12 protein-coding genes are annotated in these 14,848 nt (G+C 59.0%); 10 read left to right on the forward strand and 2 right to left on the reverse strand.

Annotation, left to right across the window (positions count from 1 at the left end):
* The first annotated feature begins 658 nt into the window (after positions 1 to 658).
* The 9 genes from WA157_RS12300 to WA157_RS12340 all read left to right on the forward strand — a co-directional run bounded on the left by WA157_RS12300 (position 659) and on the right by WA157_RS12340 (position 11,328).
* Positions 659 to 1,339, forward strand: a complete 681-nt coding sequence (locus WA157_RS12300; RefSeq protein WP_318666547.1) for a cytochrome c3 family protein — start codon at positions 659 to 661, stop codon at positions 1,337 to 1,339.
* Positions 1,340 to 1,498: 159 nt separating this feature from the next.
* Positions 1,499 to 2,497, forward strand: coding sequence for a cytochrome c3 family protein (locus tag WA157_RS12305; RefSeq protein WP_422621229.1), 999 nt, complete (start codon positions 1,499 to 1,501; stop codon positions 2,495 to 2,497).
* A gap of 2 nt (positions 2,498 to 2,499) precedes the next feature.
* On the forward strand, positions 2,500 to 3,312 hold the full coding sequence (locus WA157_RS12310; RefSeq protein WP_422621230.1) for a tetratricopeptide repeat protein: 813 nt from the start codon (positions 2,500 to 2,502) through the stop codon (positions 3,310 to 3,312).
* 285 nt (positions 3,313 to 3,597) lie between these two features.
* A complete protein-coding gene (locus WA157_RS12315) occupies positions 3,598 to 4,287 on the forward strand; it encodes a cytochrome c3 family protein (protein WP_422621231.1) in 690 nt (229 codons plus the stop codon).
* A 267-nt stretch (positions 4,288 to 4,554) separates the two neighbouring features.
* Positions 4,555 to 5,709 carry a hypothetical protein gene (locus WA157_RS12320; RefSeq protein ID WP_422621232.1) on the forward strand — a complete coding sequence of 385 codons (1,155 nt, stop codon included), beginning with the start codon at positions 4,555 to 4,557 and terminating at the stop codon, positions 5,707 to 5,709.
* A 58-nt stretch (positions 5,710 to 5,767) separates the two neighbouring features.
* Positions 5,768 to 7,825: a hypothetical protein gene (locus WA157_RS12325; protein ID WP_422621233.1), complete on the forward strand. Its 2,058-nt coding sequence runs from the start codon at positions 5,768 to 5,770 to the stop codon at positions 7,823 to 7,825.
* 2 nt (positions 7,826 to 7,827) lie between these two features.
* Positions 7,828 to 8,859 carry a 6-bladed beta-propeller gene (locus WA157_RS12330; protein WP_422621253.1) on the forward strand — a complete coding sequence of 344 codons (1,032 nt, stop codon included), beginning with the start codon at positions 7,828 to 7,830 and terminating at the stop codon, positions 8,857 to 8,859.
* A complete protein-coding gene (locus WA157_RS12335) occupies positions 8,856 to 10,613 on the forward strand; it encodes a cytochrome c3 family protein (RefSeq protein ID WP_422621234.1) in 1,758 nt (585 codons plus the stop codon). Before WA157_RS12330 ends, WA157_RS12335 begins: the two co-directional genes overlap by 4 nt.
* A gap of 88 nt (positions 10,614 to 10,701) precedes the next feature.
* The gene (locus WA157_RS12340) at positions 10,702 to 11,328 is read left to right on the forward strand and encodes a cytochrome c3 family protein (protein WP_422621235.1); all 627 of its coding nucleotides are present in this window, start codon (positions 10,702 to 10,704) and stop codon (positions 11,326 to 11,328) included.
* A gap of 130 nt (positions 11,329 to 11,458) precedes the next feature.
* On the opposite strand, the gene WA157_RS12345 is transcribed toward WA157_RS12340, so the two are convergent.
* Together WA157_RS12345 and WA157_RS12350 are read right to left on the reverse strand one after the other, a co-directional pair.
* A complete protein-coding gene (locus tag WA157_RS12345) occupies positions 11,459 to 12,199 on the reverse strand; it encodes a LytR/AlgR family response regulator transcription factor (RefSeq protein ID WP_422621236.1) in 741 nt (246 codons plus the stop codon).
* Positions 12,200 to 12,218: 19 nt separating this feature from the next.
* On the reverse strand, positions 12,219 to 13,253 hold the full coding sequence (locus WA157_RS12350) for a sensor histidine kinase (protein WP_422621237.1): 1,035 nt from the start codon (positions 13,251 to 13,253) through the stop codon (positions 12,219 to 12,221).
* Positions 13,254 to 13,340: 87 nt separating this feature from the next.
* On the opposite strand from WA157_RS12350, the gene argH reads away from it, so the two are divergent.
* Complete coding sequence (gene argH, locus WA157_RS12355; RefSeq protein WP_422621238.1) at positions 13,341 to 14,792, forward strand: argininosuccinate lyase; 1,452 nt, start codon at positions 13,341 to 13,343, stop codon at positions 14,790 to 14,792.
* Positions 14,793 to 14,848 lie beyond the last annotated feature (56 nt).

The raw sequence follows: 14,848 nt of genomic DNA on the forward strand, positions 1-14,848 counted from the left end.
CCAACTCTTTGCGATCTGAATCGCTACACGTTACGCTCGCTGCGACTCGCGCCATGACCACCTCCGGCTTGTATTGAACAAGCTGGATGATAATTACATATGCCTATTAATGCAATTAAACACTAGCAACAATCCCAGAAAGGATGCGACTGCCACGCGCAGACCGATTTTGGCGACCATCCTGACATCTGGCGCAACATGGACGTGGCGGCTCTTGCGCATATCTAATTATTTTTTACAGTTTCCGTGAAGCGCGGATTAATGTGGATCAGTACCGGGTATAGAGGCTAGGAGACTACGTTGACGTGCAAAGTAACCCCATGCGATCGAGCATCGTGTAGCTAAAGCAAATACCTTGCCAGCGCATGTGCGTACTCTGGTGCTGCACCAAAGCAGCATGTTGATTTTCCAGTTCTTGAGAGCGTTTTTCCCGTATTTGAGAATGACGACATCTCGGATGACGCCTCAATCACACGGGCGTCACACCTGAAGCGGGGCGCTCACGGCATTCAGAAACACGCACTTGACTTGTATTGGCATACATCGTGCTTGAAACCATTTATTGTCATAGTCATGAGCAAGCAATGTCTTCTATTCCTGCGTTCGGCCGAATCCACTGCTATTGCGTTCGTTCCGAAAATATGGTGGAGACGTCGCTATGAAGTGGTTGCTGGCAATTGTCTACATGTTGCTGCTTTCGCCAGCCCTATACGGTGGCAGCGTCATCGGTACGCGCCATGACCTGAGCACAGCAGGTACGCCGCAGGTGTGCGAGTTTTGTCACACGCCGCACGGCGCGAACACCAACCTTCAGGCCCCACTGTGGAACCGCGCCGAAACAACGCAGGTGTTTACGCTGTACGGCAGTCCGACAATGAATGTCGCTGTCGGGCAGCCCCGCGTGGCTTCGCGCTTGTGCCTGAGTTGCCATGACGGCGTGAATGCCAGCACGGTGGTTCACGGCAACAGCGTAAGCACGAAACACGACCTCGTGAAGCCGCCAGGCCACCCCGCCCCCGACATGACTTCGGAACCCAACTGTGAACGGTGTCACTCGGATATGTACGGCGGCAAGAAGCGGACGCTGGTGCTTGGTACCGACCTGAGCAACGATCACCCAATCTCCATCGACTACCCCACTGCGGCTCAGGATTCCGCATTCAAAGCACCTACCGACGCCCAGAAAGGCTGGGGCGGAACATCGCCCAATGAAGTGAAGCTTTACGCCGGGGCGGTCGAGTGCGGCTCTTGCCACAATGTGCATAGCAACGACTTTGCGCCGTTCCTGCGCAAGTCCAATGCGGCAAGTGCCCTGTGCACCACCTGCCATGCCAAGTAAGCAGCGCGAGCCCGCTGCCACATGCGTTTCACTCAAGGAAGTTCAATGACCCCTACACGCGGTGCTTTCGCCGTTTTGTTCTCGTTCGCGTTGACGGTTTCAACCAGCCTCTTCGCGCAAACCCCTCAGCCCAAGTCAAGCGCGGCGAGTGCCGAAGTGTTGGCCGAAAAAGCCGCTGCTGCGCCAGCGGGACGTGCGCCCGCGCCCCGATCACTGGTGCCGCTGCCGGCCAAACCGGCACCGGCTTCGAGCCACGCGCCGTTCGAGGCGGGCGACTGCAAGATCTGCCATCAGAACGCAGACCCGAAGCAACCTGGTCCGGTGCTCAAAAAAGGGCCGGCCCTGTGCCTGGATTGCCATGAGGAATTCAATGGCGTGATGAAGCGAGCGCACACGCATGCGCCGGCACGCACCGACTGTATTAGCTGTCATAACCCACACAATTCGGCTTTCTCCAAGCTGTTACATCTGGAGCCACGGGCACTGTGCGTCAGTTGCCACGAAAAAATCGGGAAACTTCACGACAGTGCCAAAGTGCCGCATAAAGCGCTCACTACTGGCAAACAGTGCAGCAATTGCCACAACCCGCATGGCAGCACGGTGGAGAAACTACTGATTCAATTGCCTTTTGACCTGTGCGTTAACTGCCACAGCGTCGATACCATGGCTGATGCCAATGGCAAGAAGCTGCAAAACATCAAGGCTTGGCTGCTTAACAACCCGAAGCAGCACGGGCCGGTGGCTTCCAAGGACTGTAACGATTGTCACGAGCCCCACGGAGGTGATCTCTTCCGCCTGATCAACCAAGACTATCCGCCAGAGTTTTATGCCCCATACGACGCCAAAAATTACGGGTTGTGCTTTGGCTGCCACAGGGAAAAAGCGTTCTCCACCGCGCAGACGGCCACGCTCACCAGTTTTCGCAATGGCGCCACCAACCTGCATTACCTTCATCTGCAGCAATCTGGTCGTGGGCGTACCTGCCGTGCCTGCCATGAGGTGCACGCAGCCAAGCAGGATCACCTTATCCGCGACGGCGTGCCTTACGGATCGGGCGGCTGGATACTCAAGCTGAACTACAAGAAGACGGCAACCGGCGGCTCGTGCGAAAAGACCTGTCACGCGGAGAAAAGCTACGCCAATCGGACGGCGCCTTAGCAATGAATATCGCGGCCCTGCTGGTGCTGGTTGGGTTGGTGACTGTCTTCCAACCGGCCAGTGCGGCGCATGCCGCGATCGGAACACCGGTTGCGAGCACCGAGATGCCCACCCTGGAGGGTGGGAAAGCCCAGGTTATGGGAAACGTCGAGGCCAACGTGCTGGTGTTCTTTCGCCCGGATCAGCCGCGCTCAGCGGGCGCGCTGCGGGAGTTGGCGCGCTGCCAGAAGGATTTCGCTGGCAAGTCCGTGCGTTGGGTGGCGGTAGTCCCCAGTTCCGCATCGTTGCCAGGCGTGATGACATTGATGCGCGACACCAGCTTCGCAGCTCCGGTGCTGCTGGACAATGGGGATGCGCTTTACGGCAGTCTAGGCTTGGACCTGCATCCGGTGGTGGTTATTGTTGGTCGCGATCAAAAACTGGCTGCATTTGAGCCGTTTCGGGTATTGGACTATTGCACCGTTATCAGCGCGCGTATCCGTCATGTGCTGCGTGAAATCTCCGACGCTGAACTGGGTGCCGTGCTCGATCCACCCAAGGCTATGCAGGGCGGCAACGAACAGGTCGCACGGCGCTATCGCGCGTTTGCCGAGGTCCAGTTCAAGAACAAGGATTACGACAAAGCACTCGACAGCGTGCGCAAGGGCCTCGCCAAAGACCCCCTGCTGGCACCCGCACATGCCCTGCTGGGCCAGATTCTGCTGGCTCAGGGCAACTGTGCCGACGCGGTCCCCGCATTCAATCAGGCGCTGCTGCTTGACGGCGCCAGCACAGCTGCCAGGGAAGGCCTGGAACGCTGCAAGTCGGCGCGCTGACGCGCATGTTCCCGAAATCGGGAAAGCAGCTCACCATGTTTCCAAAACCTGGAAAAACAGGGGCTGGCACTAGCTGGCCCGTGCCATGGCAATCAGAATAGTTCCCGCGCTTCCGCCTCCGAATTTTTGTAAGTTATTGATTTGCAAACAGTTGTTCCCCATCCCGAGAAGAAGTTGATATGGCTCAACCGATACGCGGGCTACTGGCATGGCTTATGCGTTGGAGACAGTGGATACCACGGAAATAGTCGGAACAACTTTTGATCAAAGGAAAAGGAACACAAAATGAAATCCCAATTGAGATGCTTGAAATGGGCCGGGCTGGCAGCCGCATCGCTGCTATTGGCGCTTGGCGCGACATCGGCGCAGGCGGCCATCGGAACCATCGTTGGTTCAGTGCACGATTTCTCCACCACAGGCCCCAACGCGACCTACAAAGGCACAAGTACTCAGGTTTGCATCTATTGCCACGCGCCCCACAATACCGGTTCCACGCTATTGTGGAATCGTGCTACCAATGGTGCAACCTACACTCTATATAGCGCCACAGTCAGTTCCACAATGAACGCCACAACGGGGCAACCGGGTGCCGTTTCCAAGCTCTGCCTGTCCTGCCATGACGGCACCGTTGCGATCGACAGTTTTGGTGGCGCCACCGGAAGCAAAATGGTCACGGGCGCACCTTTGCTCGGCACCGACCTCAGCAACGACCACCCAATCGGGTTTCCATATAACGCTGCACTCGTAACGGCTGACCCTGGTTTGCGCGCCGTTAGCACTGCCGCAACCATCGGCACCGGTAATGTGGGCACCATTGAAAGCAAGATGCTGTTCGGGGCCTCAGGGGCAGCCACGGTGGAGTGCGCTTCCTGCCATGACGTGCATAACAGCACCTCGGGTACCGCAGTGCAAGCCAAGCTGCTGAAAGTTACCACAGTGGGCAGCGCGCTCTGCACAACTTGCCACATCAAGTAGTAAACAGGCGGCACGCGAAGTGTTTAGACCCGGCTTGCACGGCCAAGGCGGAACAAGCCGCTCAGGCCGTGCAGTTGGGTAGATATCAAAACCCTCTGTTGAGGGAGGCTAGCAAGACGCTACCCAGGCGCTTGACAGTCCCCGCAAGAGAGGTTTTTTTTGGACTTCCTTAGTTGCCTTTTCCATACCCTTGACCTTGACTCCTCTGATGTTGCATCCTTTGCATGCCCGCGATTTTTTCAGAATACGCTGCCAATAGATCTGCTCATGCCTAACTCATCAACGACCATGTTCCTGCCCACTCGATTACGATTTTTCAGCGCACTGCTCGGCGCGCTTGTGCTGCTGTCCGGCTGCGTCACGCAGCCTGCCAAAGCACCGCTGCAAAAAGAGGCCGTGTTCTACCCGCGAGCGCCGGATGCGCCGCGCGTGCAGCATCTGGCCACTTTCGCCAGCGCGCGCGATCTGGAAACCGCCAAAGAAAGCGGTGGGCTCAAGGATTTTCTGCTCGGCGAAGAAAAAGTCGAGGACGCCTTGGTGCGTCCTTACGGCGTGGCGATGTCGGATGGCAAGATCATTGTTGCCGACAGCCGCGGCCCTGGCTTGGCGGTCTTCGACCTCAAGACCAGAATATTTTCACTCATGTCGGGGTCGGGTGCTGGACGCATGCAGCGCCCCATCAATGTAGCCATCGACGCAGACGGTACCAAGTACGTGACTGACACCGCGCGCAATCAGGTACTGGTCTATGACAAGGGCGACCGTTATCTTGCAGCTTATGGCGGCAAGGATGAGTTCAAGCCGGTCGATGTCGCGATTGCCGGCGATCGGCTGTATGTGGTGGACATCGAGCACCATGAAGTCCAGGTGCTCGACAAGCGATCGGGGAAACTGCAGTTCAAGTTCGGCCGCTCCGAGGTCGATAAGGAAAAATCGCTGCATCAACCGACCAATCTCGCCGTTGGCCGCGATGGCGACATCTACGTCGTCGAAACCGGCAACTTCCGGGTTGCGCGCTTCACGCCCGAGGGTAAATTCGTGCGCCATTACGGCGAAGCGGGTCAGGCGCCGGGGCAGTTTGCACGGCCCAAGGGGATCGCGATGGACCGCTCCGGTCGCATGTACGTCAGCGATGCGGCATTCCAGAATGTGCAGATATTCGACGGTCAGGGGCGTGTGCTCATGGCTTTCGGGCAGCCAGGGGGGGATTTGCCCGGTCTCAACCTGCCAGCAGGTGTTGCCATCGATTACGACAACGTGGCGCTGTTTCGCAGCCTCGCAGACCCCAAATTTTCCATCGAGCACCTGATTCTGGTCGTGAGTCAATTTGGGCCCAACCAGGTTGACGTCTTCGGTTTCGGAAAAATGGCCGGTATTGACTATCCCCAGGACGAGAAGCTCGAATCCAAGCCGGTCCCGTGACGGCGCCTGCCACCTGAACCGCAGCCGCGCAATACGGGTCGCAAACGTGAATCAGTCTATGCCCAACCGGGCAGCCTGCCTCATTACTCGCCTGGCGATCGGCGTCGCCTTGTTACCCGTAGTGAGCAGTTGCTGGGCCCAGGCCAGCGCGCCTTTGCGGCTCAAAAGCGCATCGGAGATTGCGCCGTTTCGAATCATAGGGATAGACGGCTACGTCAAGGCGCGCTATTTGACCGATGACAGTAGCAGCGTTGGAACAGCCGGCGGCACGCCGGTGCGCGCCACGCAGTCGAACCTGAGCGAAGAGATTTACCTCATGACGCACAGCTACATCTATCACCCCAGCCTGCTGTTGCTCGATCTGGGTGGTGGCCCGATCATTGACAAGAGCCAGGACGGTGGTGACGGGGTAGGAACGAGTGCAAGACGGCAAATGTTCAACCTCAATGGGCGTGCAACATTCCTGCGTGACAAGCCTTATACCGGAGCACTTTTTTACGACCGCAGTAACCAGACCCAGAGCATGGGTCCAGCACAGCAGATGTTCAACGAAAACACCAGGTATGGTGCAACCTTTTCGCTGCTCAGTCCGGTTACCCCGGTGCCAATGCAAGTGGAACTCACCCGCTCCACGAGCCAGGGAAAAGGAGCCGAACAGGTCATGGATGACCGTATCGATCAGTTACGAATCAAGATGGATGCCACCATAAGCAAGTTGGGTGGGTCAACGTTTCAATTCGTGGGTACGCGCCAGGACTCTGCCAGCGGCAGCTCCGGCCTGCCGATTCAGGCCAGCCGTTCTGCCAGCGACAGGGCGAACCTGGATACGCGCCTGAAGTTTGGGTCGACGAACGAATACGAGCTCAGCAATGCGGTCGCGCTCAATCGGAGCAGCTTTACGGGTGGCCAAGGCTCGCTGGCGAATCAGAAGGACGCCAGTTTCGGGCTCGACCTGCGCGCAAGGCACTCCGAGGAGTTGCAGACCTACGGGCGATACAACCTCAATGCCAGTCGACAGGATGATCAGTCGATGACCCTGAATGCGGCGAGCGCCGGGCTCAGCTATCGCGTCAGTCCCGACCTGTCTGGCGCACTCGCAGTGCGCGGCGAGGTCAATAGAGCGAGCCAGCTAAGCTCGACCTTCTACGCGATTGACGGCTCCGCCCAATACCGGCAAACGCTGCCACTGGGCCAGGCGACTGCGGGCTACAACGTCTCCTATAGCCAACGCGACCAGCAGGCAACGTCGCTGCAAACAAAGATGCTCGGCGAGCATGTGACCTTGGGCAGTACAAGCTTCGTTTCATTGAGCAAGCCGCAAATCATAGCCGGCACAGTGGTAGTCACCAATCTGACGCGCACACAGACCTTTGTCGAAGGCGGCGATTATTTGCTGTCCCAAATCGGCCTTGAGCTGCGCATTCAGCGGCTGATAGGCGGCAATATTCTCGATGGACAAGAGGTCTTGATCGACTATGACTATTCAAGTGGCGGCAGTTACGCGGCGAGCCAGCTTGACAACACGCTCAGCCTGAGCTGGTCGTACAAGAGTTACCTCAACTTCTTCGTGCGCCACCTTACCTCGACACCGCGACTCGAGTCCGGCTCGCCGACCTCGCCGCTCAACTCGGTCAACAGCACGTTCTACGGTGCGCGCACCGACATCCCGCTATCGCTGCTAACGCAGGAATTCCTGCTGGGCGGCAGTGCCGAGCGTGAAGTTCGACGCGAAACCATCTCGTCCTACAGACGCGCCAATCTTGAGGCGTATGTTCAGACGGATTTGCCCCTGGTCAGAAGCGGCAACATCCACATAGGTGCTCGGCAAATGCAAGTGAACTACGAAGACAGCCCGTTGCAAGCGGTGAAGCTGACAGCCGTAGATATTCGTCTATGGGCGCGCATCGGCTATGGCATCGATCTATCCGCCGAAGCGAGTCGCCACCGTGATACCGGCGCGCCGGAGCTGCGGGAAGGCTCGGCGGCATCGATCAGGGCACAGTGGCGCCAGCGCAAGCTGCTGTGGACACTCGACCTGACCCGTGTGCATGATGCCCAGGGCCTGGCCGAAAGAACGCGCACCTATGGACAGCTGTTATTAAGGAGAGACTTTTGATCATGACACGCGCTTATCGCTTTGCCATCGCACTGGGACTGCTGCTTGCGCTAGGCGTGTTGGGCGCTTGCGCGCCGCTCCCTCCCAAGCCGGAAGATCAGGCGCCATTGGCGTGGCCGGACCTCCCCAATCCGCCGCGCATTACCTTCGTCAGGCAATTTTCCAAGCCGGATGATTTCAGTATTGGCAAGGGTTTTTTCCAACGTCTGGGAGATCTACTCTTCGGTGCCCGTGAAGAGCGGCTGATCCGACCCTTGGCGGTTGTCACGAGCAACGGTGTGGTGTTTGTCGCCGATCCTGGTGCCAATGGTGTGCACCGTTTCGATCAGACGAAGGCGCGCTACGATCTGATCGTCGGTGAAGGCGGCCAGGCCTTGCCTTCGCCTGTGGCCCTGGCACTGGGTAGTGCGGGCGAGGTGTACTTGACCGATTCCAACCGCGCCCAAGTGCTGGTGATTCAGCCCGGGGCCACAATGGCGACGCCGCTGGCGCTACCGGACATGACTCGACCCACTGGAATCGCGTTTGACAAGAGCAATGGCAATCTCTATGTTGTCGATACTGGCGCACATCGCGTCAATGTGTTTAAGCCGGATGGCACCTTGGCCTTCGGTTTCGGCACGCGCGGCGATGGTGCCGGGGAGTTCAATTACCCGACGATGATTTGGTTTGATCGCGGCGGACGCTTGTACGTGACTGACTCTCTCAATTTTCGCATTCAGATGTTCAGCCGTGACGGCAAGTACCTGAGTGGCTTTGGGCAAGTGGGTGACGGTTTGGGTGACAACATACGCCCGAAGAGTGTCGCCACCGACAGCCATGGGCACGTCTACGTCGTCGACGCGCTGCACAATGCGCTGCAGATTTTCGATGTACGGGGCAGATACCTTCTCTCGGTCGGCTCAATAGGCAGTGATCGCGGTGAGTTCTGGCTGCCTGCCGGAATTTTCATCGATGAAAACGACCTGATTTACATTGCCGACTCGTACAACCAGCGGGTCCAGGTATTTCACTATATTGGAGGACCGTCGTGATCAAGCACCCGTTCGCAGCGCTTGCCGCTGCGGCAACAATGGTCCTGCTGCTCTGGGCGGGTGCACCCGCTCAATCGGCGAGCATAGTTGCCAACAAGCACAATCTGTCGGCTACGGGTCCGGGCACGATCAAGGCCACATCTGAAGGCGAAGTCTGTGTGTTTTGCCACGTGCCACACAATTCACGGGCCACCGGTCCGCTGTGGAACCGCGACCAGCCGGTCGGCGCCTACACGCCCTACACCAGCAGCACACGCAAAATCTCCGCCCCCGGCCAACCGACTGGTGCTTCACTCTTGTGCCTGAGCTGCCATGACGGAACCATCGCGCTAGGCAAGATCAGCAGTCGCACGACCAGCATCACCATGGCTGGCGGTAAAAACAACTTCCTCGCCGGCGATCAAAGCTACGTTGGCACCGATTTGTCCGATGACCATCCGGTGTCGTTCCTGTATTCCAGTGTGCTCAGCAACACTGAGCTGCGCACCCCAACCGGCGCCGTGAAGCTCGACGCCAGCGGGCAGATGCAGTGCACCTCCTGCCACAGCCCGCACGACAATGCCAACGGCAAGTTTCTGGTGGTGAGCAACATCAAGTCGGGACTGTGCACCAACTGCCACAACAAGAGCTACTGGGCAGCCAGCGATCACCAGACCTCGACCAAGACCTGGAATGGCGTGGGGACCAATCCCTGGCTGCACACAACGAACACGCCCCAAAACGTCACCAACAACGCCTGCGAGAGCTGCCACCGGCCGCACACGGCGCCGGGCAGGCAGCAACTGCTTAACAGTGCAACGGAAGAAACGAATTGCCTGGTATGCCACAGCGGCACGGTGGCGACATCGACCAAGAATATCCAGACTGAGTTGAATAAAACTTCGCAACACAGCGTGGGCGCCTATATGAATGTGCACGATGCGGGCGAAGCCAACTTGATGACGACCGCTCACGTCGAATGCCAGGACTGCCATAACCCTCATTCTGCCAATAGCACAGCCGGCTCTGCACCTGGCACCACGCCGATTGCGTTGCCGGGCTCACTCAGCAACGTGCGCGGCATCACCATCAGCGGTGCGGCGGTTAGCCCGGTCACGGCCGAGTACCAGATTTGTTTGCGCTGCCACGGTGACAGCACCAGCAGGACGCCGGCATCGCGCACCGCGCGCGTGATCGTGCAAACCAACACGCGGCTGGAATTCGATACTGCCAATCCGTCCTACCATCCGATTGCCGGCGTTGGCAAGGCGACCGGGGTAACCGGCAAGACGGTCCCCAGCCTGATTGCGCCCTGGACGACAACCAGTGTGATGAATTGCAGCGACTGCCACAACAACAACGCGGGGCCAAACACCGGGGGCACTGGTCCCAACGGCCCGCACGGCTCCACCAATCCGCTGTTGCTGGAGCGTGCCTACGTGGTGACCGATCCGGCGGCAGAAAGCGCCGCCAACTATGCACTTTGCTACAAATGCCACAGCCGGACCGCCATTATTGGCACCGGCACGGGTAGCTTCAAGGAACACAACAAACACATTGTTGGCGAGACGACCTCTTGCAACGTCTGCCATGACCCACACGGCATCAGCAGTACCCAGGGCACGACTCTGAGCAACAGCCGATTAATCAATTTCCAAACTGGTGTTGTAACCAAGAGTGGTACGCAGGCCATTCGCTGGGAGCGTGTGGGCACGACCGGCGGTCGCTGCTACCTGTCCTGTCATGGGAAGGACCACAACGGCTTGTCCTATTAAAGTGTGGCAGAGCAGGAACATCCAGCGTGAAGCAAGGGGTGCACAAAGGCATAGCAGGTAATTGAAGGATCACGAGTCGGAAAAATGAATGAAAAATACACCTAGTCTCAAGGCAAATCTGGCATGGGCTTTGGCTCTGTCCTTTGCTTTCGCACTGCCGGTCCTGGCCCAGAACCGGGACAAGGACAAAGCATGCCTTGAGTGTCACGCCGCTGTCGCACAGAAGAAGGTGGTGCATGCGGCGGTTCATATGGGCTGCAACAGTTGCCATAATGAAGTCGAATTGAACACAGTGCCGCACAAGTCCAGAAGCAAGACCGCAAAAGAGCGCTCGGCCGAGAACGCCGCGATGTGCGCCAATTGCCATGACAAGAAGTTGTTTGAAGGAAAAGTAGTTCACGCCCCAATTGCGGCGGGCGAGTGCAATGACTGCCACGACCCCCATGCATCGGACAACCTTGGACTCCTGAAAAAAGAGCCCGCGACGCTGTGCCTGGACTGCCATCCCGACATCAAGAAGGGTCCCCACGTCGTCGCCGGATTTACGCGATCCGGGCATCCTCTGGGCGACGAAAAGAAAGAGGCGAAGGATCCGCTACGCCCGGGCAAGAAATTCTATTGCGGCAGTTGTCACGAGCCCCACAGCTCGGAACGTCCCAAGCTCAACCGCTTCGGCTTGGGCATGGTTGCCTGCCAGAAATGCCACGAGAAGTGATGCGCACGAATAGGCTCCGACGGAGCGTCTGATGAAAAGTGAGCGATGGCTGTGCAACCCTCGGAGCGCGCGGCGAAAATCAGCACCTCGGCTATAAGTATGCCCCTTTGGCGGCTGAATTGTTCATGGTTTAACTCGCTACCAGCTCCCGCACCGCCGCCAATTGCCGGCGCGACACCCACAGCAATTCATCAATGCCGTTGAGCCGCACCGCCCAGCCCTCGCCTTCTTGCGGGTCATGGGCCTTCTCCAGCGAGCGCACGGCGCGCCGGGCAATCAGGGTATTGCGGTGGATGCGAAGGAAGCGCGTCCCATACTTGTCTTCGAGCTCACTCAAGGAGCCTTCCAGAAGGTAGCTCCGAGCAGCCGTGCGAACCGTGATGTATTTCAGCTCCGCCTTGAGGTACAGCACCTCGGCCAGCGGTACACGCTCGGTCCGGCCACGGTCTTGAATAATCAACACTTCTTCAGGCAAATCAGGCTGTAGCCCCCGTGCATACCGCCTATTGCGCTCTATTTTTTGTAGCGCAAGCTGCAGCCGCTCCAGCCGAACCGGCTTGGTCAGATAGTCCGCCGCTTCGACCTCGAACGCCTGCACGGCGTGTTCAGCGTAGGCGGTAACAAACACCACCGCCGGCGGCTGGGGCAGCGTGCGCAGCGTCTGCGCCAGCGTCAAACCGTCGGCACCCGGCATGTGAATATCGATCAAGGCCACATCGACCGGGTGGTGCTGCAGCCACGCCAAGGCCTGCGCGGCGTTGGCGGCCTCGGCCTCAACACTGACCGCAGGCGCCGTGCAATCCCCCAACAGCGTTCGCAGGCGGGCACGCGCCAGGGTTTCATCGTCCACGATCAATATTCTCAGAGTCATCGCGCCAGCCTCCCTGGCCTCATAGTGGCACCTCGATGCGAACCTGAAACACGCCGTCTTTCAACCCGTACTGAAACTGGCCCTGCACGTCGTGCAGCAGGCTGAGCCGGTCCCGCACATTATTCAGCGCCACGCCGCTGCCAGGCTCACTGTTGCCCACGGGCACGGTGTTGGTCACCTTGATGACGACGCTCGATCCCCGGCGTTGCGTGGATATTTTGATTTCTGCCCCTTGCGCGCTGGGTTCGACCCCGTGTTTGACCGCGTTTTCCACCAGCGGCTGCAACAGCAAGGGCGGCAATTTGGCGGTCGATGCGCCAGGGTCCAGTGCCCACTCCACCTGAATGCGCTCGCCAAAGCGCAACTTTTCAATCGCCAGATAGCGCTGCGCCAGCATGATCTCGTCAAGCAGGGTGACCGATTTCCCCTGTTCCATGAGTGCATGGCGAAACAGGTCGCTCAAATCTTCCAGCAAGGTTTCGGCCTTGGCCGGCTCAGCGCGCACCAGCGCAATCGCCGTGTTGAGCGTATTGAACAAAAAATGCGGTCGAATGCGGGCCTGCAACTCACTCAAGCGCGCCGCCGTGGCCGCTGGCGTTTGGCCTTTGGCGCGCAACACCAGCGCCGCCACCAGCGCCGCCGACAGCAGGGCACCGCTGGCCGCACTGGCCAACCAGGGTGCCGGCTCCAGCAGCCCCACCAAGGACAGCACGCCACAGCCGTACAAACCAGCCACGCCCCCCAAGGCGACCCCGGCCACCTGCTGGGCGCTGCTGCTCAGGCGGGCCAGCAACTTCTTGAGGCTGCACGCCACAATCAACCAGACCAGCGTGGCCGGCAAAGCGCCGCCGGTGAGCAGGGACAGGCGCGTCAGCCAGTCAAGAAACGTGGCGGAACCAAACATGGCCCCCACCGCCACCACCGCTTCAACAAACAGTACAGCACGCAGCATCACGCCCACATGACAGGCATCAAACACCGGCACGGCCGCAGGCTTGGGCGCCGGCTCCGGCGTCGGTTCCTGGAAGGTCGATAAAATTTGGGAATCTTTCATTGATCAATGAGGTTTCAAGCTGACGCAAGCTTGGGGCTGATTATTGATGATTCTCTGGCGCAAGCCTTACTCGCATGAGCCCACCCCATGTCACACAACCAATTTGATAAAAAATCGCAAGCCTGGTCCGCCCTGTTCTCCGAGCCCATGAGCGATCTGGTCAAGCGCTACACCGCCAGCGTGTTTTTTGACAAGCGGCTGTGGCAGGCCGACATTGCCGGCAGTCTGGCCCATGCCGGCATGCTGGCGGCGCAAAAAATCATCAGCAGCGAAGATCACAACGCGATTCAAAGCGGCATGGCCACCATCAGCGCCGAGATCGAATCCGGCGCCTTTGACTGGAAGCTTGAGCTCGAAGACGTGCATCTCAACATCGAAGCGCGCTTGACGCAGCTCATCGGCCTGGCGGGCAAGCGCCTGCACACCGGCCGCAGCCGCAACGACCAGGTCGCCACCGACGTGCGGCTTTGGCTGCGCGGCGAGATTGACCTGATAGTCGCGCTGCTCACCGACCTGCAAATAGCACTGCTGGAAGTGGCCGAGAAAAATGTTGAAGTGATTCTGCCGGGCTTCACTCACCTGCAGGTGGCGCAGCCGATCAGCTTTGGTCACCACATGCTGGCCTATGTCGAGATGTTCAGCCGCGACGCCGAACGCATGAGCGACGTGCGCCGTCGCACCAACCGCCTGCCGCTGGGCGCCGCCGCGTTGGCGGGCACCAGCTACCCGCTGGACCGCGAGCGTGTGGCGGTCAGTCTGGGCATGGTCGATGAGAAAGGCCATCCTTGCGTCTGCCAGAACTCGCTGGACGCTGTCAGCGACCGTGATTTCGCCATTGAATTCACCGCGGCCGCCTCGCTCTGCATGGTGCACATCAGCCGCATGAGCGAAGAGCTGATTTTGTGGATGAGCCAGAACTTTGGTTTTATCAAAATCGCCGACCGCTTCACCACCGGCAGTTCCATCATGCCGCAGAAGAAAAACCCCGACGTGCCCGAACTGGCACGCGGCAAGACCGGGCGCGTGGTCGGCCACCTGATGGGCCTGATCACCCTGATGAAGGGCCAGCCGCTGGCCTACAACAAGGACAACCAGGAAGACAAAGAGCCCTTGTTTGACACGGTGGACACGCTCAAAGACACCCTGCGCATCTTTGCCGAGATGATCGGCGGCCAGCTCAACCCCGCCACCGGCATCAAAGAGGGCGGCATCAGCGTCAACCCGCAAGCCATGGAACAAGCGGCCCTCAAAGGCTACGCCACCGCCACCGATCTGGCCGACTATCTGGTCAAAAAAGGCCTGCCATTCCGCGATGCGCATGAGACGGTGGCGCACGCCGTCAAGGCCGCCATCACGCACCAGGTGGATCTGTCGGAATTGCCGCTGGCGGTGTTGCAGCAGTTCAACCCGAGTATTGAGAAGGACGTGTACGAGGTGCTGTCCTTGCGCGGCTCGCTCAATGCACGCGACATTCTGGGCGGGACCGCACCGAACCAGGTGCGCGCGCAGATCGCACGGCACCGGGCAAGGTTGGGGTAAAGGAACTGGCTGCACACCTCAGTCCAGCGAACCCACTGAGAAAAGTCGGGCAAACT

It is taken from the genome of Rhodoferax ferrireducens (assembly GCF_049302455.1).
Lineage (GTDB): Bacteria > Pseudomonadota > Gammaproteobacteria > Burkholderiales > Burkholderiaceae_C > Rhodoferax > Rhodoferax ferrireducens_B.

Coding starts and splice junctions, on each gene's coding strand:
- WA157_RS12350 (WP_422621237.1), bottom strand. CDS start 13,253: ATGAAAGATTCCCAAATTTTATCGACCTTCCAGGAACCGACGCCGGAG.
- WA157_RS12315 (WP_422621231.1), top strand. CDS start 3,598: ATGAAATCCCAATTGAGATGCTTGAAATGGGCCGGGCTGGCAGCCGCA.
- WA157_RS12340 (WP_422621235.1), top strand. CDS start 10,702: ATGAAAAATACACCTAGTCTCAAGGCAAATCTGGCATGGGCTTTGGCT.
- WA157_RS12330 (WP_422621253.1), top strand. CDS start 7,828: ATGACACGCGCTTATCGCTTTGCCATCGCACTGGGACTGCTGCTTGCG.
- WA157_RS12345 (WP_422621236.1), bottom strand. CDS start 12,199: ATGACTCTGAGAATATTGATCGTGGACGATGAAACCCTGGCGCGTGCC.
- WA157_RS12320 (WP_422621232.1), top strand. CDS start 4,555: ATGCCTAACTCATCAACGACCATGTTCCTGCCCACTCGATTACGATTT.
- argH (WP_422621238.1), top strand. CDS start 13,341: ATGTCACACAACCAATTTGATAAAAAATCGCAAGCCTGGTCCGCCCTG.
- WA157_RS12325 (WP_422621233.1), top strand. CDS start 5,768: ATGCCCAACCGGGCAGCCTGCCTCATTACTCGCCTGGCGATCGGCGTC.
- WA157_RS12310 (WP_422621230.1), top strand. CDS start 2,500: ATGAATATCGCGGCCCTGCTGGTGCTGGTTGGGTTGGTGACTGTCTTC.
- WA157_RS12300 (WP_318666547.1), top strand. CDS start 659: ATGAAGTGGTTGCTGGCAATTGTCTACATGTTGCTGCTTTCGCCAGCC.